General features: G+C 65.5%; 23 protein-coding genes, 4 tRNA genes, 1 pseudogene and 1 riboswitch. Of the genes and pseudogenes, 14 read left to right on the top strand and 14 right to left on the bottom strand.

Annotated elements, in window-relative coordinates:
• Position 1: 1 nt before the first annotated feature.
• The 9 genes from rpe to JOE69_RS17280 form a co-directional block, all read right to left on the bottom strand.
• A complete protein-coding gene (rpe, locus tag JOE69_RS17320) occupies positions 2-655 on the bottom strand; it encodes a ribulose-phosphate 3-epimerase (protein WP_309800882.1) in 654 nt (217 codons plus the stop codon).
• Between the two features lie 2 nt (positions 656-657).
• Positions 658-2,262, bottom strand: coding sequence for an RsmB/NOP family class I SAM-dependent RNA methyltransferase (locus tag JOE69_RS17315; protein ID WP_309800881.1), 1,605 nt, complete (start codon positions 2,260-2,262; stop codon positions 658-660).
• Positions 2,255-3,178 (bottom strand): methionyl-tRNA formyltransferase, encoded by a 924-nt coding sequence (gene fmt / locus JOE69_RS17310; RefSeq protein WP_309800877.1) that lies wholly within the window; start codon positions 3,176-3,178, stop codon positions 2,255-2,257. The genes JOE69_RS17315 and fmt overlap by 8 nt, the downstream gene beginning before the upstream one ends.
• Complete coding sequence (gene def / locus JOE69_RS17305; RefSeq protein ID WP_309800875.1) at positions 3,175-3,744, bottom strand: peptide deformylase; 570 nt, start codon at positions 3,742-3,744, stop codon at positions 3,175-3,177. The genes fmt and def overlap by 4 nt, the downstream gene beginning before the upstream one ends.
• Positions 3,745-3,819: 75 nt before the next feature.
• Positions 3,820-4,665, bottom strand: coding sequence for a cytochrome (locus JOE69_RS17300; RefSeq protein ID WP_309800874.1), 846 nt, complete (start codon positions 4,663-4,665; stop codon positions 3,820-3,822).
• Positions 4,662-5,933 (bottom strand): hypothetical protein, encoded by a 1,272-nt coding sequence (locus tag JOE69_RS17295; protein WP_309800872.1) that lies wholly within the window; start codon positions 5,931-5,933, stop codon positions 4,662-4,664. The genes JOE69_RS17300 and JOE69_RS17295 overlap by 4 nt, the downstream gene beginning before the upstream one ends.
• A 43-nt stretch (positions 5,934-5,976) precedes the next feature.
• Complete coding sequence (locus JOE69_RS17290) at positions 5,977-6,717, bottom strand: dienelactone hydrolase family protein (protein WP_309800870.1); 741 nt, start codon at positions 6,715-6,717, stop codon at positions 5,977-5,979.
• Between the two features lie 53 nt (positions 6,718-6,770).
• Positions 6,771-7,094 carry a hypothetical protein gene (locus JOE69_RS17285; RefSeq protein ID WP_309800868.1) on the bottom strand — a complete coding sequence of 108 codons (324 nt, stop codon included), beginning with the start codon at positions 7,092-7,094 and terminating at the stop codon, positions 6,771-6,773.
• A 151-nt stretch (positions 7,095-7,245) separates the two neighbouring features.
• A tRNA-Val gene (locus JOE69_RS17280) sits at positions 7,246-7,317 on the bottom strand.
• A 352-nt stretch (positions 7,318-7,669) separates the two neighbouring features.
• Here JOE69_RS17280 and JOE69_RS17275 point away from each other — a divergent pair.
• From JOE69_RS17275 to JOE69_RS17265, 3 genes are all read left to right on the top strand, one after another.
• Positions 7,670-7,741, top strand: a tRNA-Gly gene (locus JOE69_RS17275).
• 69 nt (positions 7,742-7,810) lie between these two features.
• Positions 7,811-7,881 (top strand) — tRNA-Cys (locus JOE69_RS17270).
• 30 nt (positions 7,882-7,911) lie between these two features.
• Positions 7,912-7,986: transfer RNA gene (locus JOE69_RS17265), tRNA-Val, on the top strand.
• A gap of 129 nt (positions 7,987-8,115) precedes the next feature.
• Here JOE69_RS17265 and JOE69_RS17260 read toward each other — a convergent pair.
• Positions 8,116-8,430, bottom strand: coding sequence for a DMT family transporter (locus tag JOE69_RS17260; RefSeq protein ID WP_296361573.1), 315 nt, complete (start codon positions 8,428-8,430; stop codon positions 8,116-8,118).
• A gap of 9 nt (positions 8,431-8,439) precedes the next feature.
• A riboswitch (guanidine-III (ykkC-III) riboswitch) is annotated at positions 8,440-8,500 on the bottom strand.
• Between the two features lie 129 nt (positions 8,501-8,629).
• On the opposite strand from JOE69_RS17260, the gene JOE69_RS17255 reads away from it, so the two are divergent.
• The gene (locus JOE69_RS17255; protein WP_296361572.1) at positions 8,630-8,899 is read left to right on the top strand and encodes an antitoxin; all 270 of its coding nucleotides are present in this window, start codon (positions 8,630-8,632) and stop codon (positions 8,897-8,899) included.
• Between the two features lie 219 nt (positions 8,900-9,118).
• Complete coding sequence (locus JOE69_RS17250) at positions 9,119-10,354, top strand: benzoate/H(+) symporter BenE family transporter (protein WP_309800865.1); 1,236 nt, start codon at positions 9,119-9,121, stop codon at positions 10,352-10,354.
• Positions 10,355-10,379: 25 nt separating this feature from the next.
• Here JOE69_RS17250 and zapE read toward each other — a convergent pair whose 3' ends face one another.
• On the bottom strand, positions 10,380-11,411 hold the full coding sequence (zapE, locus tag JOE69_RS17245) for a cell division protein ZapE (protein ID WP_309800863.1): 1,032 nt from the start codon (positions 11,409-11,411) through the stop codon (positions 10,380-10,382).
• 2 nt (positions 11,412-11,413) lie between these two features.
• The gene (locus tag JOE69_RS17240) at positions 11,414-11,632 is read right to left on the bottom strand and encodes a hypothetical protein (RefSeq protein ID WP_309800860.1); all 219 of its coding nucleotides are present in this window, start codon (positions 11,630-11,632) and stop codon (positions 11,414-11,416) included.
• Between JOE69_RS17240 and JOE69_RS17235 the strand changes: the two genes are divergently transcribed.
• From JOE69_RS17235 to JOE69_RS17225, 3 genes are read left to right on the top strand one after another with little or no spacing between them, the layout of a single operon-like run.
• Positions 11,631-12,551 (top strand): sulfurtransferase, encoded by a 921-nt coding sequence (locus tag JOE69_RS17235; RefSeq protein WP_309800856.1) that lies wholly within the window; start codon positions 11,631-11,633, stop codon positions 12,549-12,551. The genes JOE69_RS17240 and JOE69_RS17235 overlap by 2 nt on opposite strands.
• A 15-nt stretch (positions 12,552-12,566) precedes the next feature.
• Complete coding sequence (locus JOE69_RS17230; protein WP_309800853.1) at positions 12,567-13,007, top strand: SufE family protein; 441 nt, start codon at positions 12,567-12,569, stop codon at positions 13,005-13,007.
• A gap of 4 nt (positions 13,008-13,011) precedes the next feature.
• Positions 13,012-13,521, top strand: a complete 510-nt coding sequence (locus JOE69_RS17225) for an aminoacyl-tRNA deacylase (protein WP_309800851.1) — start codon at positions 13,012-13,014, stop codon at positions 13,519-13,521.
• On the opposite strand, the gene JOE69_RS17220 is transcribed toward JOE69_RS17225, so the two are convergent.
• Both JOE69_RS17220 and JOE69_RS17215 read right to left on the bottom strand, forming a co-directional pair.
• Positions 13,518-14,999 carry an MFS transporter gene (locus JOE69_RS17220; RefSeq protein ID WP_309800849.1) on the bottom strand — a complete coding sequence of 494 codons (1,482 nt, stop codon included), beginning with the start codon at positions 14,997-14,999 and terminating at the stop codon, positions 13,518-13,520. The two genes, JOE69_RS17225 and JOE69_RS17220, sit on opposite strands and share 4 nt — an antisense overlap.
• 240 nt (positions 15,000-15,239) lie before the next feature.
• Positions 15,240-16,502, bottom strand: a complete 1,263-nt coding sequence (locus tag JOE69_RS17215; RefSeq protein ID WP_309800846.1) for an alpha/beta hydrolase family protein — start codon at positions 16,500-16,502, stop codon at positions 15,240-15,242.
• Positions 16,503-16,572: 70 nt separating this feature from the next.
• On the opposite strand from JOE69_RS17215, the gene JOE69_RS17210 reads away from it, so the two are divergent.
• From JOE69_RS17210 to JOE69_RS17185, 6 genes and pseudogenes are all read left to right on the top strand, one after another.
• On the top strand, positions 16,573-17,064 hold the full coding sequence (locus JOE69_RS17210) for a hypothetical protein (protein WP_296361555.1): 492 nt from the start codon (positions 16,573-16,575) through the stop codon (positions 17,062-17,064).
• Between the two features lie 13 nt (positions 17,065-17,077).
• Positions 17,078-17,518 carry a peptide-methionine (R)-S-oxide reductase MsrB gene (msrB, locus tag JOE69_RS17205; protein ID WP_296361553.1) on the top strand — a complete coding sequence of 147 codons (441 nt, stop codon included), beginning with the start codon at positions 17,078-17,080 and terminating at the stop codon, positions 17,516-17,518.
• 255 nt (positions 17,519-17,773) lie between these two features.
• On the top strand, positions 17,774-19,204 hold the full coding sequence (locus JOE69_RS17200) for a DUF6421 family protein (protein WP_309800843.1): 1,431 nt from the start codon (positions 17,774-17,776) through the stop codon (positions 19,202-19,204).
• Positions 19,201-19,896, top strand: a complete 696-nt coding sequence (locus tag JOE69_RS17195) for an SDR family NAD(P)-dependent oxidoreductase (protein WP_309800840.1) — start codon at positions 19,201-19,203, stop codon at positions 19,894-19,896. Before JOE69_RS17200 ends, JOE69_RS17195 begins: the two co-directional genes overlap by 4 nt.
• Positions 19,897-19,986: 90 nt before the next feature.
• Complete coding sequence (locus JOE69_RS17190) at positions 19,987-21,072, top strand: threonine aldolase family protein (RefSeq protein WP_309800838.1); 1,086 nt, start codon at positions 19,987-19,989, stop codon at positions 21,070-21,072.
• A gap of 54 nt (positions 21,073-21,126) precedes the next feature.
• Positions 21,127-21,727, top strand: a pseudogene (locus JOE69_RS17185) (DUF3000 domain-containing protein).
• The last annotated feature ends 41 nt before the right edge of the window (positions 21,728-21,768 follow it).

Below are 21,768 nucleotides of genomic sequence, written 5' to 3'. Positions count from 1 at the left end.
GCTAGCGGGTTCCGAGGCTGCGGAGCAGGTCGATCGCCGCAGCCGGGTCGGGGGTGTTGTAAACCGCGGATCCCGCGACGAACACATCGGCACCGGCAGCAGCCGCCCGTTCGATCGTCTCCGGCGAGACGCCGCCGTCGATCTGCAGGGCCACGGCAGCTCCGGATCCGTCGATCGCGGCCCGCGCCCGGACGATCTTCGGCAGCACCAGGTCCAGGAAGGCTTGGCCGCCGAATCCCGGCTCCACGGTCATCAGCAACAGCAAGTCCAGCTCGTCGAGCATGTCCAGGTACGGTTCCAACGGGGTGGCCGGGCGCAACGCCATGCCGGCTTTGGCACCGCGCGCCCGAAGTTCGCGCGCCAAACGAATCGGAGCCGCCGAAGCTTCGGCGTGGAAAGTCACCGAAGCGGCTCCGGTGTCCGCATACTCGGGGGCCCAGCGGTCCGCATCGCTGATCATCAGATGCACGTCGAGCGGAATCGGGCTGACTTCCTGAATCCGGCGGACAATCGGCAGGCCCAACGTCAAGTTCGGCACGAAGTGGTTGTCCATGACGTCGACGTGCACCGCATCGGCATTGCCGATCCGGAGCAATTCGGATTCCAGGTTCACGAAATCCGCGGACAGGATGCTCGGATGGATGGCACAACTCATGCTCAGTTCTCCCTGTTGGTTTTTCTGATCAAAGTCAGGAACATCGCGTCGGTCGCGTGCAGGTGCGGCCACAGCTGGGCCGAGGCACCCGAGCCGGAATTGCCCAATCCAGCAGCCGGCTGCCCGGCGTGCAGCGGCTTCAAAGCGACTCCGTCGAGCACTTCGCCGGCATCGAGCAGCTCCAGATCATCGCGTTTGCGCAACACATCGGTGACCACGGCAAGGGTCTCCGCCGGGTGCGGCGAACAGGTCGCATAGCCGAGCACTCCCCCCGGTTTGAGTGCGGCCAAGCCGGCAACGAGCAATTCGCGTTGCAATTGGCTCAATTCGGCCACTTCGGCCGGCGTCCGACGCCACCGCGATTCCGGGCGCCGACGCAAGGCGCCAAGCCCGCTGCACGGGGCGTCGACCAGGATCCGGTCGAAGGTTTCGGGGTAGTCCTCGGCAATCGTACGGCCATCTGCCACCCGCAGTTGCCAGAGTTCACCGGGCACCGCGGCCAGGGCTTTGCGCACGAGTTCCGCGCGGTGTTCGGCCGGCTCATTGGCCAATAGCGTCGCGCCGCGTTGTTTGGCCAAAGCCGCCAGCAAGGCCGCTTTGCCGCCGGGCCCGGCGCACAGGTCCAACCAGCGTTCCGGGGCGCCGCCCGTCCCGGTCAGCGGCGCTGCGGCCAAGGCCCGGGCCACCAACTGCGATCCGACGTCTTGCACCCGGACGACGCCTTCCCGGATGCTGCCGAGCCGCCCCGGGTCGCCGCCTGCGGACAATGCCGAATCGGCGACCAACGGCCCCGGAGTGAAATCCGCGTCGAAGGCCTCTGCCAAATCGCCCAGGCCCGGCAGCGCCACCAGATTGACCACCGGCGCGGCGTTGTCCGCTTCGAGCAGCGCATCGATTTCTTCGACCGGCCGGCCGTGCGCTACCAGGGACTGCCGCAGCGCCCGCACGATCCATTCCGGATGGGCCTGCCGGATGGCCGCGATCTTCACCGGATCGGACAGCCCGGCGGTCAGTTCGTCCAGCCATTCGCTGAGGTCTTTGGCGGCGATCTTCCGGAGCACCGCGTTGATGAACGACGCCGGACCGGCGCCGATCACGGCTCGCGCCAAGCCGACGGTCTGATTGACCGCGGCGTGCGGCGGGATCCGCATCGCGAGCAGCTGGTGCGCGCCCAGCCGCAAGGCGTCCAGGATCGCTTCATCGACGTCGGCCAACGGCCGGTCGACACAGGCTGCGATCACCGCGTCATAGCTGCCTTTCGCCCGCAGGGCGCCGTAACCGAGCTCGGTGGCCAAACCGGCATCGCGTTTATCCAAGCGGTTGGCGCGGATTTTGGCCGGCAACACCAAATTCGCATAGGCATTGTCCTTGGACACCGCGCGCAGCACTTCGAACGCCACCAGGCGGGCCGCATCGGCCTCGCGGACCCGTTGTGCCGGCGTCGATTCGGAGAATCCGCGGGGCGCATTGCCGCCGCGGTTGCGTTCCCGCCCGCGGTTGTTGCGCCGGCCCTCGCCGTCCGGATCCCGACGGCGCCGATCCGGGCCGCTGCCCTGGCCTTTGTGTGTTTGGCCGTTGTGCTTCCGGCCATTGGCCCTGTCATCCACCGAATACCATCCCCTCGACCGTTCCGATCCCGCGCAACCAATCGGCGGCCTTCATCATCTTTTTCCCGGCCGGTTGCACGGCCAGCAGTTCTATCGCGTGCGATCCGGTGCCGACCAGGAGCGACTTGCCCAGCACCGCCAACCGGCCAGGCGGCAGGTCCCGCTGGTCCGGGCGCAGCACCGCTTGGCCCACTTTGAAGCGTTGCCCGTCCAACCACGTCCAAGCCCCCGGTTCCGCAGTGACCCCGCGGATTCTTCGGCTGATCGCCAACGCCGGCGCGGTGAAGTCGATCTTCCCGTCCTCGATGGTGAGCTTCGGAGCCAAAGAGACCGTTCCGGACTGGGCGATCGCGACCGCCGAGCCGTCCGCAATCGCGGCAAGGGTCTGCGCGAGCAGCACCGCGCCGGAACGGGAGAGCCGGTCGAGCAAGGCGGACCCGGTGTCCTCGGCGCGGATCGGCTCGGTGACCGTGCCGAAAACCGGCCCGGTGTCCAGACCCGCCTCGAGCTGGAACGTGGAAGCACCGGTCAGGTCGTCGCCGTTGATCACCGCGTGCTGCACCGGAGCAGCACCGCGCCAGGCCGGAAGCAGCGAGAAATGCAGGTTGATCCAACCGTGCTCGGGCAGCACCAGGGCCGACGGCGGAACGATCGCCCCATAGGCGACGATGGCGGCGACATCCGGGCGCAGCGCGGCGATCGCGGCTTGCGCTGCCTCGTCGACGCGGGCTGCTTTGATCACCGGCAGGCCCAATTCCGCAGCACGCGCCGCCACCGGGGACGGGGTCGAAATCCGTTTCCGGCCGACCGGTGCATCCGGTCTGGTCAGCACACCGACCACCGAGAATCCCGCAGCCCGGAGTTCCTCGAGCGCGGGCAGGGCCACCGCAGGGGTGCCGGCGAAGAGCACCCTCACGCCTGGCCTCCGAAACTCGTGCCGAAGCTCGAGCCCACGGTTTGCGCCCGGTGGGCATTGGTCTTGGCGGTCAGCTGATCGAACCGGGCGTGCCGGATGCTCCGCATCGCGTCCCGCCGGTCCTCCCCGCTGAGCCGGTCGATGAACAGGCTGCCGGCCAAATGGTCTGTTTCATGCTGCATGCAACGCGCCAGCATGCCTTCCGCTTCGATCAGAACCGGCTCGCCGGCCAAATCCACGCCACGCACCACGCTGCGCTGCCACCGGGGTACTCCGAACCCCAGTCCGGGCACCGAGAGGCAACCTTCGGCACCGGATTCCTGGAGCACTTCGCCGTTTTCGATCACCGGGTTGATGACGTAACCCGAAACTTCAGCCACCCGATAGGTGAAAATCCGCTTTCCGACGCCCACTTGCGGGGCCGCCAAACCGGCGCCGTCGACGTCGTCCATGGTTTCGAACATGTCCGCAACGAGCTTGGCCAGCTCGGGCCCGAACTCGGTCACCGGCTCGGCCGCAGTGCGCAGCACCGGGTCCCCCATGATCCGTATTTCCAGAATGGCCATGCCCGTAGAACCCTGTCTGCTCGTTGTGAATCGTCAATTGATTCTAGTCGGCGCACGGCACCGGCGGCACCGGCTTCAGCGGACCGGCGGCGGTGCCACCGGCAGCAGCGGGGCCCCGGCACCGGCCGCATCCGCATTGCGCTCCCAGAGCCGGCGCAACGCGCAGAACTTGTACCACTGCTGCGGCAGCACGTCCGGGTTGGCGCGCATCGGCCGGACCTCGGTCTCGCCGATCGCCACCGCGAGCAGCAACGGATCACCGCCGTACCGCCATTCCTCCCATTGGCCCGCGGCAGCGTCGAGCAGGCTTTCTTCGGCCTTCATCCCGGCGACCAGCTGCATCACCACCTTGGGGTCCAGCGCTTTGACCTGGCCGTTGCGGTCGGTGCCTTTGGTTTTGAAATCGATCAGCACCAGGCGCCCAGCGATCCGGGCCACCAGGTCCAGGGTGCCGGCATAGCCCACAGTGCGGTTCCAGACCGTCACCTCGGGCGCCAGCGGCTGAACCGCATAGTCTTCCCACCAAGCGTCGAAGCGGTCCGCATATCCGGACTCGCCGCGCTCCGCCAGTTGTTCCCGGGCCCGTTCCAGTTCATGTTCCCGGTCCAAGGCCCGCAGTGAGACTTGTTCCGCATAGAAATGCACCCGGTCCCCGCGTTCTGCAGCCGCGTCCCGGAACGAAGCTGCGGCATTCGCGGCTTCCCGGACCAACGGACGCAATTTCTCGCTTCGGCCGGCAGCTTCCGGCAGCCCCGGGTGGTCGGCCAGCGCCTTCGCCGCCATATAGCCGATCCAGCCGTCCAGATCGATCGCCTGCAGCCCGATCACCGTAGTGATCGACGGCACCGAAGGTGCCTCGGCGAGGGAGCGGGCATACATCCGGCCGAAGTCGGTGGCGTGGGCTAGGGCAGGCTGGGTCATGCATCAACTATGTCATCCGGTGCCGACAGCCCGGGCTTCCGCACCGGATCCTGCGGTGCGTCGGGACCCGGTTCGGGGCGGCAGAAACGGCTCTGGTAAGCGGCATGCACCGCGAGCGCCCGGCTGGTCTGTTCGATCAGCGGATCGAAGAACGCATCCCGGTAGGCCTTGCTCGAATTGACCGAAACCACGAAATTCAGGGCCGCGATCGCAGCCAGGAACGCGCATACCCGGACCGGGGCCTGTCCGATCGGCAGGTTCAACCCGAACATCTGCAGCGGGACCGCGGCTTGGCCGCTCCATTGCACGGCCAGCGGCTCCGGAACCGAGAGCATCGCGAGCACCATCAAGAAACTGAACACCAGCAATCCGAAGATCAACACCTGGAAACACTGCGCCAGCACCAGCACCCAGACCACATTCGCCCGCTCCGCGCGGTTGAGCCCCTGCCAGCCTTCGCCGGCTCCGCCGGGTAGCTCGTCGACCAGGGCCAAAGGGGTCCCGCCACGCAATTCCGCCCGGCTCTCTTCGGTCAGGCTGGCCGGCAGATCGCGCAATTCCTTGCGTGCGCTGTAGACCACGAAGAGCAATCCGGTGGCTAGCAGGAACACCAGCAACCAGAAGATCTGGCCGCGCTGCAAGCCCGCCGTCATCTGCCAGGTCTCTTGCGAATAGAAGGCGAAGATCACCACCAGCATGAGCAGTGGCAAGGCGATCGCGGCGAGCAACCAGATCGCGGACAGCTGCCGGACCGCAGCCCGTACGCTCCAGCCCAGAAACGAACCGATGCCCAACCAGGCCAGACCGAGCACCAGGAGCACGGTGATCAGATTGCTCGAGAACTCGATTCCCCAGGACGACTCGCGGGAGCCGATCGCCACGAGCGGGTTGATCAGCAACAGCGTCACGATGGCGCCCGCGGAGACCAGCCGCGCCCAGCCCCGGTGCCGGGCCAGGAAGCGCCGGCCGACGATCGCCAGAAGTACGGGCAACAGCACGACCGCGATCGGCATCGACAACAGCAACACCGCTTGACCGGGCCCGAGGTCGAACTCGCTGTCCGCCTCGTCGGAAATCAGCTGGATTGCCGAACTGTGCGCATACAACGACCAGGCGAAGGATGACATAGCCAGGAAGAGCAGCATCGGCGCACAGCGCGCCAACAGCCGGCGGCCCCGGTTTCTCGGCTGCACGAAATAAGGCAGGCCCTGTTCGCGGAACCAGTGTTCGGTCGCATACTGGGTCTTTTGTGCATCGCTGGCCACCATGGAATCAGCCTAAACCGATGCTGCCCGGTGTCCGTTGAACCGGTTAACCGGCTTTGAGGTGCGCTTGGAAATAGTCTTCGATCCGTTGCCAGGCGACTGCTGCGGATTCCGGCTCCGGGCCGATGCCGAGCACCGCGAGCAGCGGCTGCATGATCCAGGGACCGGATTTTTCGTCATTGAGGAAGGCATGTCCGGCCGCCGGATACTCGGTGACCTGGTGCGGCACGCCAGCGTCGTCGAGCGCCTTCTCCAACCGGGTTGCGGCGCCGCGCAAGGTACGGTCTTTGGCCCCGTAGCTCGCCACGATCGGGCAGGAGCCGGCCAGGGCTTCGGCGAGCGCCGCGTCGGTCTTGGGCAGTCGTCCGTAGTTCACCGACGCCACGGCATGGCCGTCTTTGGCGGTCAGCAAGGCGAACCCGCCACCCATGCAGAATCCGATCACACCGGTCTGCCCGGTGCAGTCGGCACTGGCCAACAGCCATTGCCGGGAGGCTTCGATGTCCTGGAAAGCCCGGCCCTGGCCCTGCACCAAGGACCTCATGGTTGCCACCAGACAACTGCGCATGTTCCCGCCGGAGTAGAGATCCGCGGCCAGGGTCAGGTACCCGGCACGCGCCAAACGCTCGGCATGCCGTTCTTGGATCGCGTCGAGACCGGTCGCTTCATGGATCATCACCACACCGGGCCAAGGCCCTGCACCCTCGGGTGTCGCGAGATAGCCGCGCAGTTGCGGATTGCCGCCGAGTTCGCCGGCCTGGTCGCCCAACTCGATCCACTGGCCCATGGAGCCCGCCCTTCTTCCGTCCCGTGCTGCCAACCCTACGGCCGGCGGAGTGTTTAGTCGATCAGTTTCGGGTTGTCCGAAGGGGTTCCATCGGCGCTCGGCAGCTCCGCGGATCCGGTGCCGGCCGCCTCGATTTCCCGGCCGCGATCGAGCAGGTGGATCGCGATTCCGGCGGCAATCAGCATTGCGCCGAGCGGGACCATGCCGAACCGCAGGAGCGTGATCAGGTAGTCGATGAGTACCCCGGCGATCGGATCCGGGCGGCCCAGCAGCCCGAACAGGTAAGCGGAGAGGTTCGTCGCCACTAGGATGAACAGCACGCCCAGCGCGCAGATCAACACTCCGTAGCCGAGCAATCGGGCGCGGGCGTATTTCATCTGGGATCAGCTCCTTCGCTGGCCCTCGGGTTCGGACTCCGAGTGATTGCCTCACGATAACAGTCGCGCGACGTCCAGTGCCGAGTTTTCGACCGGCCTGCTGCCGGACAACGAAAGGCCCCGGACCTGAGTCCGGGGCCTTTCGTTGCGGTGGGCGATACTGGGTTCGAACCAGTGACCTCTTCGGTGTGAACGAAGCGCGCTACCACTGCGCCAATCGCCCGCAAGCTGCTAAAAGATCGTAGCGGATTTCTCGGCCCAGCGCCTAATCGGGGAATTTGCGCGCGCCATCCGACGCTTCTGGCTCATCGACGCCGGCCCCGATCTCGGCACCCTCCGCAGCAGGCCGAAGCCGTGGTTTCGGCAAAATCCCGGAATATTCTTGTCGACGTCGGCGGAATCCGCGTCATTCCGGGAAATTTCCGGCAGCCCGACACTCTGCCGAAATGCGGATTTTGCGTTTGCCCGATCGTCCTATAGAGTTTTTACTCGCAGGAACACGAGGAAATGTTCTTCGAAAAGGCCAATCGGCCGGCTCGAAAAACCCGGAATCACAGTGCAAACTGGTTCCTTCTGCGGATGTGGCTCAGTGGTAGAGCATCACCTTGCCAAGGTGAGGGTCGCGAGTTCGAATCTCGTCATCCGCTCGCAGGAAACTGTCGATCGTGCCCGGTTCAACGGCTAGCTAGTCTAATTGTTCCGGAGTTTGACAACACGGTGGGGTGGCCGAGAGGCGAGGCAGCGGCCTGCAAAGCCGCGTACACGGGTTCGAATCCCGTTCCCACCTCGAGTGCTGCATGTGTGCACGACTGTTTTTGGGCGATTGGCGCAGCGGTAGCGCGCTTCCCTGACACGGAAGAGGTCACTGGTTCGATCCCAGTATCGCCCACCAAAAGTGCGGCCCCGGTTGAAACACCGGGGCCGCACTCGTTTAACCTGGTCTCTAGCCCACCATCGGCTTAATCCGATAACGTCCGCGCCCCGAGCACACCTCGGCCCACGGATCGCGGGGGGCAGCAGATCAGTGCAGCAGTTTGAGCCCGATCACGCAGCCCACGATGCCCAGCAGCAAGAGGATCTTGAGCAAGGACACGGTCTCAGTCCCGGTCAGCATGGCATAGGCCACGGTCAATACCGCGCCGATGCCCACCCACACCGCATAAGCGGTACCCACCGGCAGCGTGCGCATCGCCCAGGCCAAGCCGATCATGCTCGCAGTGACCGAGACCCCGAAGACGACGCTGGGCCAGAGCTTGCTGAACCCTTCGGACTTGCCCAGGGCCGTTGCCCACACCGCTTCCAGGACGCCGGAAATCACCAAAATAATCCATGCCATGATTCACTCCTTGCGCCGTCTTGTCGCTGGCCGGGTACGGCGCACCTCGTCCGGGTGCCTTCGGCGATCCAATCCTTTCACATTCGCCCTCGGCGTAGTTCGGCGAAGATCTGCGACAGGCTCTAGCAATGCCCGCAGCCCGCGGACTAGGATCAATGCAGAGGGGCGATCTGGCTCCGGTAATCGAAAGGAGGTGCCCGTGGGTTTATTTGACGAAATCAAGGGCAAAGCCGGGGATTTGGTCGGTGGCAATAAAGACGCCATCAAGGACGGCATCGAGAAGGCTGGCGATTTCATCGACAGCAAGACCGGTGACAAGTTCAAAGACCAAATCGACTCGGTTCAGAGCACTGTCGGAGGTCTCGTGGACAAGCTTTCCGGTGGAAACGCCGAAGCTGCCCCGGAGGCTCCGGCAGAAGCACCTCCTGCCGCTGAAGCGGCGCCGGAAGGCGAAGCGCAGCAGGGCTGAGTCCCGGTTCCACGATTTGTCAAAGGGGTGCCGGCACCGCCGAGAGGCGACACCGGCACCTTTGGCGTTTAACCGGTCCCCGCCAACTGCCCCCCCCTCTCGGCTGTGCCCCGTCGTGCGGCCCCGAATTGCGGCCAAAAATGCTTAGCCGGCACTTGTTTCGGAGCGGCTAGGGCCTAGGATCGTTCCGAACCGATCGATCTAGCCCGAGGATCCAGCATGCCCGCAAGTACCCTGAGCCCTAGCCTCTCGCGTCCAGTGGTTGCCGGAATCGTCACCGCATTGGTCGGTTTCACTTCCTCTTTCGCGGTGGTGCTCGCCGGTTTGCACGCAGTCGGCGCCGACGACGCGCAAGCCGCCTCGGGGCTGCTCGCGCTGACCGTGGCCTTCGGGCTCGGCATCGTCTTCCTCGCCTGGCGCAGCCGGCTTCCGATCACCTTGGCCTGGTCCACCCCGGGTGCGGCGCTGCTGGTCAGCACCGGCACCGTCGACGGCGGTTGGCCCGCGGCCGTCGGCGCCTTCCTGCTCGTCGGGCTGCTGATCATCCTGACCGGGTTGCTGCCGGCTTTCGGCCAATTGCTGAGCCGAATCCCCAGCGCGCTGGCCCAGGCGATGCTGGCCGGTGTCGTGCTTTCGCTGTGTTTGCAGCCTTTCAGCGCGCTCAGCGCCAATCCCCTGCTGATCGCACCGGTGATCCTCAGTTGGCTCATCATGGTCAAAGTCGCCGCCCGTTGGGCCGTGCCGGTGGCGTTCGCCGTGGCTTTGCTGGTGATCGGGATCTCGCTGGCCAGCAGCGGAACCCGGATCGCCATCGGCAGCATGCTGCCCGCGTTCACCTGGACCACCCCGGGGTTCAGCTGGCAGGCCATGGTCGGCATCGCTTTGCCGCTGTTCGTCGTGACCATGGCTTCGCAGAACATCCCGGGCGTCGCGGTCCTCGGCTCCTTCGGATTCCGCACCCCGTGGCGCCCGTCGATGCTGGTGACCGGGCTCGGCACCGTGCTCGGCGCGCCGTTTGGCGGGCACGCGATCAACCTGGCCGCGCTCAGCGCGGCGCTGGCCGCCGGCGACGAAGCCGGACCGGACAAAAACCGGCGCTGGATCGCCGCGTTCAGTGCCGGCTGGGCCTATTTGGCACTGGCGGCGCTGTCCGCCGCACTGGTCACCGTGGTCGTGGCCGCTCCGCGCGGCGTGATCGAAACCGTTGCCGGCCTGGCCTTGATGTCGACCTTCATCGGCTCGATTTCGGCGGCATTCGCGCAACTCGAAGAACGGGTCGCTGCCGGGATCACGTTTTTGCTGGCCGCCTCCGGCTTGAGCTTCGGCGGCATTGGTGCGGCTTTCTGGGCTTTGCTCGCCGGGCTCTTGGTCCGCTGGCTGCTGGCTGCCCGGAATCCCCGCCCCGTCCCGGTTCCCGAGGCGCCGGCCCCGCCGGTTCCGGACCGGCCAGCCTGAGCCGATGCCGGATCCGGCCGCCGGTTCAGGCCGCTTTCTGCGCCTCGCGGGCCAAAGCGGTCAGCCTGGACACCGCGCGGAAATACTTCTTCAAATACCCGCCGGCCATCATCTCAGCACTGAACAGCTGGTCGAACGGCACCCCGCTGGCCAGGATCGGCACATCCCGATCGTAGAGCCGGTCTGCGAGCACCACGAAACGCAGGGCCACGCTCTGCTCGGTGATGGTCTGCACATTCCGCCAGACCACGGCATCGATGCCGTCGACCAGTTGCCGGTACCGGCTCGGGTGGACCCCGGCCAAGTGGTCCAGCAGCGCAGCGAAGTCGTCGACCGCCACGGTTTTGCCGGCGAACTCGCTTTCCATCGCGGCGTCGAGCGCTGCGGGTTCCAACGGTTCCGGCGGCGTCGGCAGGCCCCGGTGCCGGAAGTCTTCGCCGTCGATCCGCAATACCTCGAATTGGTCGGCCAGAACCTGGATCTCGCGCTGGAAGTCCACCGCGGCGAACCGCCCCTCGCCCAACGAACCCGGCAGGGTATTGGAGGTCGCTGCCAGTTTCACTCCGGCATCGGCCAGCTCACGCATCAGCCGGGACATCAAGACGGTGTCGCCGGGATCGTCCAATTCGAATTCATCGATGCAGACCAACTTGTACTGCTTCAGCGCGTCCACGGTTTTCCGGAAGGACAAAGCGCCGACCAGGTTGGTGTACTCGACGAAGGTCCCGAAGGCTTTGGGCCCGGGCGCCGCATGCCAGAGCGAGGCCAGCAGGTGGGTCTTGCCCACGCCGAAGCCGCCGTCCAAGTAGATCCCGGCGCGGGATGCGGGTTTCTTCGCGCTGAAAAGCTTCCGCAGACCATGCGCCTCAGTGCCGCCCACCGACGCCGCGAACTTCCGCAGTGCTTCGACTACGGTGCTCTGCGTGGGCTGTGCCGGGTCCGGGCGGTAGCTGTCGAAGGAAACGTCACCGAAGCGCGGCGAGGGATAGAAACCCTGCAGCAACTCGTCGACGGAGACCGCGGGCTTGCGCGTAGCGAGGTGTTCGACCTGAACCAAAATCAATCCATTCCGGGTGCCCGCGGCACCGAAAAAAACTCCACAAAGCTCCGCCGTCGGGAATCGGCGATGCACAGCAAGGATACCGGCACCGGGGCGGCCATGTGTCTTTCCGTGACCTCGGGAAGCAATTCGCTTCGGTGCTTGTTGCCGTGATCGTTAAGCTGATGCCAAGGTGATGCACCGCCGATGACCAGCCGATCTGACAGGAGTTCCACCATGAGTCTCGCCCCCGAAACCGACGCCGCGAACGCAACGAAGTTCGCCGGCTACGCACACCCCGAGCGACTCGTCTCCACGCAATGGGTTGCCGATGCGATTGCCGCCGGCAAAACCGGGACCGCCGAACTCGCGATCGTGGAATCCGACGAGGACGTGCTGCTTTACGAGACCGGGCACATTCCGGGGGCGGTCAAAATCGACTGGCATACCGATCTCAACGACCCGGATACCCGTGATTACATCGACGGCGCCGCGTTCGCCGAACTGCTCGGCCGCAAAGGGATCGGCCGGGACACCACGGTGGTCATCTACGGCGACAAGTCCAATTGGTGGGCCGCCTATGCGCTTTGGGTCTTCACCTTGTTCGGGCACGAAGACGTGCGCCTGATCGACGGCGGCCGGGACAAGTGGCTCGCCGAGGGCCGTGAAGTTTCCACCGAGACCGTTGCTCCGGCTGCCGCCGAATATCCCACGGTGGAGCGCGAGGACGAAGAGATCCGCGCCTTCAAAGACGATGTGCTGCAGCATTTGGGCCAGGGCCCGCTGATCGATGTCCGCTCCCCCGAGGAATACACCGGGGCCCGGACCTCGATGCCCGCGTACCCCGAAGAGGGCGCCCTGCGCGGCGGCCACATCCCGACCGCCGCTTCGGTGCCGTGGGCGAAGGCGGCGGCCGAAGACGGAACCTTCCGCAGCCGCGAAGAGCTGGAAGCGATCTACCTCGGCGGTGCCGGGCTCAGAAGCGGCGACGACGTCGTGGCGTACTGCCGGATCGGCGAGCGCTCCAGCCACACCTGGTTCGTACTCAAGCACCTGCTGGGCTTTGAAAACGTGCGCAACTACGACGGGTCCTGGACCGAGTGGGGCAATGCGGTACGGGTTCCGATCGTCAAGGGTGAAGCACCCGGCACGGTCTAGGACTACGCTGGAAACGTGACTGATACTGCTATCCCGACCGCGTTGGCGGAGATCATCGACGACTTCCAGGCGCTCGAGGAGAAGGAACGGCTGCAGCTGCTGCTGGAATTCTCCCGCAGCCTGCCTGCGCTGCCGGAGCGGCTGGCAAACCACTTGGAGTTGCTGGAGCAAGTGGTCGAATGCCAGTCGCCGCTTTTCCTCACCTTGGAAAAGGCCGACGACGGCGCGGTGCAGCTGTACTTTTCGGCACCGGCCGAAGCCCCGACCACTCGCGGCTTCGCAAGCGTGCTCTATGCAGGACTCAACGGCCGTACCTCGGCGGAGATCTTGGCGGTACCGGACGACATGCCGGAAAAGCTCGGCCTCATGCGGGCGCTGACCCCGCTGCGACTGCGCGGCATGTCCGCGATGCTCGGCCGGATCAAGCGCCAACTGCGGGATTTGGACGCCGCCTGAGGCCATGCCAAAACGGAGCCCCAGCGGCACCCCGGCCACAGATCTGCTCGACGCGGCCGGGGTACGCTATCGGCTGCACAGTTTTCCGCATGCGGCTTCTGCTCCGGCCTATGGTCTGGAAGCCGCCTCGGCGCTCGGCGTCGCACCGGAGCGGGTCTTCAAAACTCTGATGGTCTCGGTCAGCGGATTGCCGGGCGAACCCGATCCGGTGCTGCTGGCCGCCGTGGTCCCGGTTTCCGGCAGCCTCGATCTGAAGGCTTTGGCGGGCCTGCTCGGCGCGAAAAAGGCCGAGTTGGCCGACCCGCTGCTGGCGCAGCGCCGCACCGGTTATGTACTCGGCGGGATATCACCCTTGGGTTCGAAGCATCCGCATCGCACGGTGCTCGACGAAAGCAGTTTCGATTTCGAGACCGTCTTCTGCTCCGCGGGGCGGCGCGGCCTGGAAATCGAACTCGCCCCGGCCGAATTGGCCCGGCTGATTCCGGCCGACGTCGCGGCGATCGCGAAGGCCTAGCGCACGGTACCGGCGGCAGCCCGTTCCGCGATCCGCATCGCCCGCCCGCAGCACAGCACCAGGAGCACAGCGAGCAGCATCACTCCGAGGCAGGCCCAGACTGCCCGGTCCCAGCCCTCGACCGCAGCGGCCGAGGTTCCGATGGTCGCCGCCCGCGCGCCCAACCCGGCCGTGGCCAGAACCCCGAAAACCGTGACCCCGATCGCGGAACCGAGATAGCGCACGGTGTTGTTCAACCCGGAGCCCATGCCGGCTTGCCGGGCAGCCAGGTGCGCCACCGCTTCGCGGCCCAGCGTGGCATTGACCAAGCCGGTTCCGGCTCCGGCGACGACCAGCCCCAGGACCGGCAGCAGCAGACCGGCACCGAAACGCAGGAACGCCCAGGGCAGGAATCCGATGACGCAGAGCAGGAACCCGACGGCGAACCGGCCTGGACCGTCGAACCCGTGCGGCAGCCTGCGCGCCAGCAGCGAGGCGAAAATTCCGACCACGGCCCACACGGCCAGGCACATGGCCGCGACCACAGCGGGCAATCCGTAGTCCTGCAATAAGATCACGCTGGCATAACTCATCATGGTGATCGCGCCGGCGCCCATCGCGAACGCCGCCACGGAAGCCCCCAGCAATCCCGGCAGCCGGAAGATCCGCAGATCCAGCATCGGGTCCTTGCCGCGCCATTGCTGCCAGCCGAAAACCAGGAGCAGCAGACCGCCGGCGGCCAAAGCGGCGAGCACGCCCCATTGCCCCCAGCCGCGGCGTCCTTCGGTCAACCCGGTCAAGATCAGTGCCAAGGCCGCAGCCAACAGCAAGGCGCCGGTCCAGTCGACGGGCCGGGGTTCTGCAGCTTTCGATTCGGCGAGGCGCAGCCGCCCCCAGATCGCCAGGGCCGCCCCGCTGACCGCCATCACCGCATAAGCCAAGTACCAGATCCCGGCATCCGAGGTGATCGCACCGAGCATCGGCCCGAGCGCGATGCCCAAGGACACCGCAGCGCCCCAGACCCCCATCGCTTTGGTCCGTTGCACCGCATCGGCAGCTCCCGCGGCGATCAGCGCCGCGCTGCAGGAGATCATCGCCGCAGCGCCGAGCCCTTGGACCACCCGGCCGGCAATGAAGATTGCCGCGGCCGCACCGGGCGGCACCGCCGCGGCGGCGAAACACAGCAGCGAGCCAGCGGTTCCCAACATTGTGCCCAGCAGGAAGACCCGGCGCCGGCCCCACTCATCGCCCAGCGATCCGCTGGCAATCAGCGCCACCGCCAACCCGAGCGAGGTCGAACTCAGGATCCAGGACTGCTGTGCGGCATCCGCGCCGAGCAGTCGGCTCAGCGTCGGGGTGCTGGACAGCGGACCGGTGAACAGGACCAAAGCAAGCAACGTCCCGGCTGCGGCGACGGCCAGCCCGGGAACCCTCGCCAGTTTGGCCCTCGTCTGCCCGGCCGGATCCGGACCGCCGGAGGCAGAACCCGGTAGCGACATGCTGCCCTCACTTTCGGCGATGCACCGTGGCTCATCGGCTCAGTGGTTCGTGGGGTGAACTAAATTAGCGAAACCGTAGCATGAAGTTCGCTCAACGAATCAAAATGCCCAGCCGATCCGGAGGAAACCCATGCCCGGCCCCGGTTTTCCGGCATCCGGGCGGTGGCGGGACCGTGGTCAAACTCGCCGAGGTGTCCGGCCGGATCACCGCATGAACCCCGGTCGGGGCCGGCGGTGCACTCAGTCGCGGAACTCCTCCGGAACATTGTCCCGCGGCAACTCGTAACGGCCCAGCTTCGGCCCGAGCCAGGCTTTGACCACCGCGTCCCAGCGCTCCGGGTCCACGTTCCATTCCCGGGTGTGCGCCGCGGCATCGAATTCGACGAAATCGACCAATTCCGGATTGCGCCGGGCCAATTCCGCGGACGGACCGTACGGCACGAAATCGTCGTCCTTGCTGTGCAGGATCAATGTCGGCGTCCGCAGCTCCTGGGCCCGGCTGACCCAGTCCAGGCTTTTCAAATCCAGCGGCGCGGCGAGCCCGGTGATCCGGCGGCCCAGCGGATGGCTCAGGATCAGCTGGCCATACCGGCCGATCGCCGCCGGAACCCGGTTCACCGTGGCCTGATGGGCCAGCACATCGACCCAGTTGATCACCGGCCCGTCCAGCACCAGGGCCAGGACATTGCGCCGGTAGCGGCTCCGGTCCAGCAACTGCAGTGAAATCGCACCACCCATCGAATAGCCGAAAAGCACCACGTCTTTCGCTCCGTGCTGCAAAGCGTATTCGATCCCGGCTTCCAGATCGCGCCACTCGGTCAGGCCCAAGGAATAACGGCCGTCTTCGGCGTCCGGAGCATCGCCGTCGTTCCGGTAGGACATCAACAGGCAGGTCATGCCCAAATCCTGCGTGGTCCGCACCGCACGCAAACCTTCCGAACGCTGCACTCCGCGCCCGTGCACCATGATCGCCCAGGTCGGAATCTCGGTGCCGGGATTCGGCTGGATCACCCAGGCCGGGGCCGGGCCCACCGGCAAGTCGATCAGCACGTCCTGGGCCGGCAGTCCGAGCTCCGCGGGGCTGCGGTAGAGCGCTCCGGTCCAACGGCCGCGGAGCGCTTCGTGCAGGTTGCCGGCGAGCACCCGGTCGACCACTCTGGTCACCGTGCCTTCGCGGGGCACATAGGAACGGATCGGCCCGATCCGGGCGAATCCAGTGCCTCCGGTGAAACTCAGGCCGTACCAGCCGTCCACGATCGTCTCTTCGGTTGCCGGGAACACGATGTGGAGTTCGTCGGCTTCCCGGAGCACCGCGAGAATCGGCAGGTCCTCCGGCTGCACCCGCTCCGGCGTGACCACCCGGCGAGCGAAATAGCCGGCCAGGGCAGAGCCTCCTGCCGCAGCGAGCGAAAGCGCTCCGGCGCCGGCCGCCGCTCCGAGGGCCGCCCATTTGAGCCAGCCGCCCGCCGTGCCTGTGTGATCCGGATCCTGGACAGCCGCCATGCGTCCATTCTCGCCGAGTTCGCCGGCGCCGTCGAGTCGACACAGCGGGCCGAGCCGATACGCTTGTGCCATGACTGAACGCATCATCATCCTCACCGAAGCCGCACTGGCCGCCATCGATGTGGAAAACATCACCGGGCTCTACGAAGACGGGGAGCAGATCGAGCTGACCGTGCTGGTTCCTGCGGACGTCCGGCGGAACTTGCTCGTGGATGTGATCGACCAATTGAGCCTGTGGGACATTCCCGCCGCGCTCAAGGAGATCAGCGGCCGGCAGAGCGCCGAAGAGGCACGCAGCCAGGCAGTGCAGACGCTGCAGACATCGGTCGCCGCGCTGGAAACCAGCGGCGCAACGGTGTTCGGGAAAATCTTGGACGGCGACGCGGTGGCCGGGCTGGTCGCCGAGGTCCAGTCGAGCAGCGCGCGCCAAGCGGTGGTGATCACCGAACCGCATGCCGTGGAGGACACCTTCCGCACCGATTGGGCCACTCAGGCGCAAACCAAGCTCGGCCTGCCGGTGCTGCATTTGTATGCCGGTTCGGGATTTATTGGCGACTCCTGAGCGTTAACCGGACATGACTGATTCGAATGCTGGCTACTTCCAGAACAGCTACACCCCCGCCGTGGTGAAAACCGATGCGCAGTGGCGGGCCGAACTCAGCCCGGAGGAATACCGGGTACTCCGCGAATCCGGAACCGAACGCGCTTACACCGGCGAATACACCGATACGCATACCGAAGGCGTCTACCAGTGCCGGGCCTGCGGCGCGGAGTTGTTCCGCAGCAAGGAAAAGTTCGATTCGCACTGCGGCTGGCCGTCGTTCTTCGCCCCCGCCGAAGAAGGCACCGTGCGTTACATCCACGACCGGTCGATGGGCATGGACCGGGTCGAAGTGCGTTGCGCGAACTGCGATTCGCATTTGGGCCACGTGTTCGAAGGCGAAGGCTACGGCACCCCCACGGACAAGCGGTACTGCATCAATTCCCTGTCCATGAAGCTGGTGCCCGCAGAGTGATTCGGCAAGCCACCGTCGGATAAGCACCGAATCGAAATACCGCCTGCAGGCCCCGGCCAGGCAGGCGGTATTTTCATGCCCGGCGGGCCACCGCGCCGCCGTTTCGGCCGAGCGCCTGCACTGCTCGTGGTCAGAGCCGCGGCAGAGAGCTTTAGCAACAGCATCACTTATCTTTCCAAGCATTCAGGCATAAGATTTGATGATCCCTTGTTACGGTGTAAAGAAATCATCAAGAACACCTGAAAGGACCGAGCCATGACCCAGACTGTGACTGCCCCGGAAAGCATCGCCCCTACCAGTGCGCCAGACCTCGAGGCGATTGCCCATGGCTCGGCTTGGTTGCAGCTCAAGCGCGCAGCAACTGAACTGCAGGGCCTCCAAATCAAGGACGGATCGGTTCCGGAAGCGGCGGATCTGCCCCGGGCCGGCGAATTGGTCGCCGCGATCACCGCCTCGGTCGAAGCCCTCGCCCCGAGCTTCCCGCACGATGCCGAGTACCTTTCCTTGCTGGTGGAGGATTTCCGGCGCTGGGCCGCGACCGGCTTCGGCGTGCCGGATTTCCTCGACTCGTTGCTGGCATTCCAACCGCAAGCGCACCGGATCGACGGCTTGGGTCACCTCGTGGTCTTCCCGATGTACACCCAGAACGGTTCGAGCAACCGCTTCGTCGAAGCAGTGCTGATCAAGGTCGTCTGGCCGGAGTTCATCGCTGAGCTGGAAGCCGGCGCCTATTCCAACCGGCTCTTCGTACCGATCAATTTCATCGATTTCACGCCCGGCTACGACACGAACTCCGCGGTGCTGTTCCCGGAGTCGGTCGCGGTGCGGGAAACGCCGAAGTTCACCTGGGGCGCGATCTTCCAAGACCGCGAGGCTGCCCGGTTCCGCAAAGTGCTCAAGGCCGCAGCGGAAATCACCTCTCTGGAGCTGCCCGCCGATGCCGCGGAGTTCCTCGATGACCAGAAGCTCACCCAGGAAACCTTCGTGATGTGGGACCTGATCCATGACCGCACGCATATGCGCGGCGATTTGCCCTTCGATCCGTTCATGATCAAGCAGCGGATGCCGTACTTCCTGTACTCCTTGGAGGAGCTGCGCTGCGATCTGACCGCGTTCAGCGAATCGGTGAAGCTCGAAAAGGACGAAAACGCCTCCGAAGACGTGCGCAAATACGCCAAATTGGTCCAGTACGCGGTGATTTTCGACCGGATTTTCCGCTTCGCGATCACCGGTTCCCGGGTGCGCAATTATGACGGACTCGGCGGCCAGCTGCTCTTCGCCTGGATGCACCAGCACCATGTGCTGCACTGGACCGACACCAAACTGACCATCGACTGGGACGAGGTCGCCGACGTCGTCGTGGCACTGGGCGAGAAGATCCACGATCTGTACTGGCGGTCCATCGACCGGCCGAAGACCGCGCACTGGTTGGCTGCGTATGAACTGGTTTCGGAAACCGTGACGCCGAACCCGGCTTCGGTCTGGGCCAAGGGCCCGGACGCGCTGCCGCTCAACGAACCGCCGCGCGCACTCACCGATCAGGTGCTCGACGACGAATTCCCGCTCTCGATGTTCTATGAAGCGTTGGAAAAGAAGATGCGCACCGTGATCGAATCCACCACCGGAATTACCGGCAAGGACAGCATCGCCGATCCGGCCGGCACGGCAGAGACAATGGGGGCATGAAGAATATTCTGATCGCCGGCGGCTCCTCGGCCGCCGGCGTTGCCACCGCCAAGGTCTTCGTTGCGGCCGGGCACCGGGTGCTCACCGTCGGCTCCTCGGCCGAGCGGATCGCCGCCGCTGCCGGCATCAGCGGCGCGGTGGCGATGGTCGCCGATCTCTCCAGCGCCGACGACGTGGCGCGTCTGCACGCAGAAATCGCGGCGAAATACGGCCCGGTCCACGGACTCGCCCACCTGGTGGGCGGTTGGCGCGGCGGCGGCTCGATTCCGGAACAGGACGACGCCGATTGGGACTTCCTGTCGAACAACGTCATCCAGACCTTGCGGCTGACCAGCCGCGAGTTCTTCACCGAGCTGGTGGAGAATTCCGGCCGGCTCGCCATCGTCTCCTCGACTGGCCTCGCCAAGCCGACGGCGTCGAACGCCAACTACGTCGCGGCCAAAGCCGCAGCCGAAGCCTGGACGCTGGCGCTTGCCGACGGCTTCGCCAAAGTAGTCGAAGGCCGCAATTCCGCGGCCGCAGCCGCCGTCATTTTCCGCGTCAAGGCGCTTTTGACCGAAGAAATGAAAGCCGCGCAACCGGAGCGCAAGTTCCCGGGCTACACGCACGTCGATGAACTCGCGGCCAGCATCTATGACTCCTTCACCGGAGCCACTGCCGAACTCAACAGCAGCATCATCAGTCTCGGATAGCGTTTTGCATCTGCGATAGCCTTTTGGCAGTCGAAACGCTATCGAAACGACACAACGCTATCCCAAACGCATCAACCCGAGGACATCACTGTGACCGAACCACTCCATGACAAGAAGCTGCGCGGATTCGCCTCCGACAACTATGCCGGCGTGCATCCCGAAATCCTCGCCGCGCTGGCCATTGCGAACGAAGGCCATCAGGTTTCCTACGGCGAAGACGTGTACACCGAAAAGCTGGCCGAAGTGTTCGAAAAGCACTTCGGACCATCGCTTTCGGGCCAGGAGATCGAGGTCTATCCGGTGTTCAACGGCACCGGAGCGAACGTGCTCGGCCTGCAGGCCATGCTGCCGCGTTGGGGTGCCGTGATTGCGGCGAAGACCGCGCACATCAACCTAGATGAGGGCGGCGCCCCGGAACGGGTCGGCGGGCTGAAGCTGCTCACCGTGGAAACCCCGGACGGCAAGCTCACCCCCGCGTTGATCGACCAGGAAGCTTGGGGCTGGGGCGACGAGCACCGGGCCCAACCGCTGGTGGTGTCGATCACCCAGGTGACCGAATTGGGCACCTGCTACACGCCGGAAGAGGTCAAGGCGATCGCCGACCACGCGCACGAACGCGGCATGCTGCTGCACATGGACGGCGCCCGGTTAGCCAATGCGGCAGCCTCACTCGGTGTGCCGTTCAAAGCCTTCACCACCGATGCTGGCGTGGACGTGCTCTCCTTCGGCGGCACCAAGAACGGCATGATCTTCGGTGAAGCCGTGGTGCTGCTGAATCCTGCGGCAGCGCCCGGCATGAAATTCCTGCGCAAGCTCAATATGCAGCTCGCCTCGAAAATGCGCTTCATTTCGGCCCAGTTCATCGCACTGCTCGACGGCGACCTCTGGCTCCGTTCGGCAGCGCACGCCAATGCGATGGCAGCCCGGCTGCGCGCCGGAATCGATCAGATCCCGGGCGTCGAAGCGAGCCAGCGAACCCAGGCCAACGGGGTCTTCGCGATCCTGCCGGACGGCGTCGCCGACCGGGTCCGGGAGAAGTTCCGCTTCTACGATTGGGACGAGGCCCGGCGCGAAGTGCGTTGGATGTGCTCCTTCGACACCACCGAAGCAGACATCGACGCTTTTCTGGCCGCGATCCGAACCGAAGTTTCGAACAAAAGCAACGGCGCCGACTGAGCTCCGGCGGCGCGCCTGAGCCTAATTGTCGGTGCCCGGGCATAGTCTGCGAGGGTGAGCGCGCTAGCACAGGTACCCTCAGACTTCCTGACTGCCTTAGGAACACTGCGACAAGCAACGTGTCGCAGTGAATTGCGGTTGGAAGAAATCCCCGCGCCGTCCCGGCTCGCACCCTACGCGGTGGCCCTCGGAGCCGAAGTTTTCACACCCGGAGTCGCTCCTGGCCAAGAGCCCGACGACGCCGATGAATTGGCCACTGGGCGATTTATTCTGCTGCACGATCCGGAGGGTTCCGCCCTCTGGGACGGGACTTTCCGGATCGTCACCTATATCCGCGCGCAGCTTGAGGCGGACATCGGCACCGATGCGATGCTCGGCTCAGTCGCCTGGACCTGGCTGGTCGAAGCCCTCGACACGCACCGCGCCGGTTACCGGGCGGCCGGCGGCACCGCCACCCGGATCCTTTCCGAAAGCTACGGCTCCTTGGCCGGGCGGCCGGATTCGATCGACATCGAACTCCGCGCTTCCTGGACTCCGGCCAGCGAAGACGTCAAGGCCCACCTGGAAGCCTGGTCGGACATGGTCTGCACCTTTGCCGGGCTCCCCCCCCTTGCCGGAAGGCGTCAGCGCCCTGCCGAATCGACGCCGGAATTGACCGTCGTTCCATCCCGGCGGCATCCGGCCGTGGCGCACCGC

It is taken from the genome of Arthrobacter russicus (assembly GCF_031454135.1).
Taxonomy (GTDB): domain Bacteria; phylum Actinomycetota; class Actinomycetes; order Actinomycetales; family Micrococcaceae; genus Renibacterium; species Renibacterium russicum.
The sequence above is the reverse complement of the archived record's forward strand: the minus strand, read 5'-3'. Positions and strand labels throughout refer to the sequence as shown.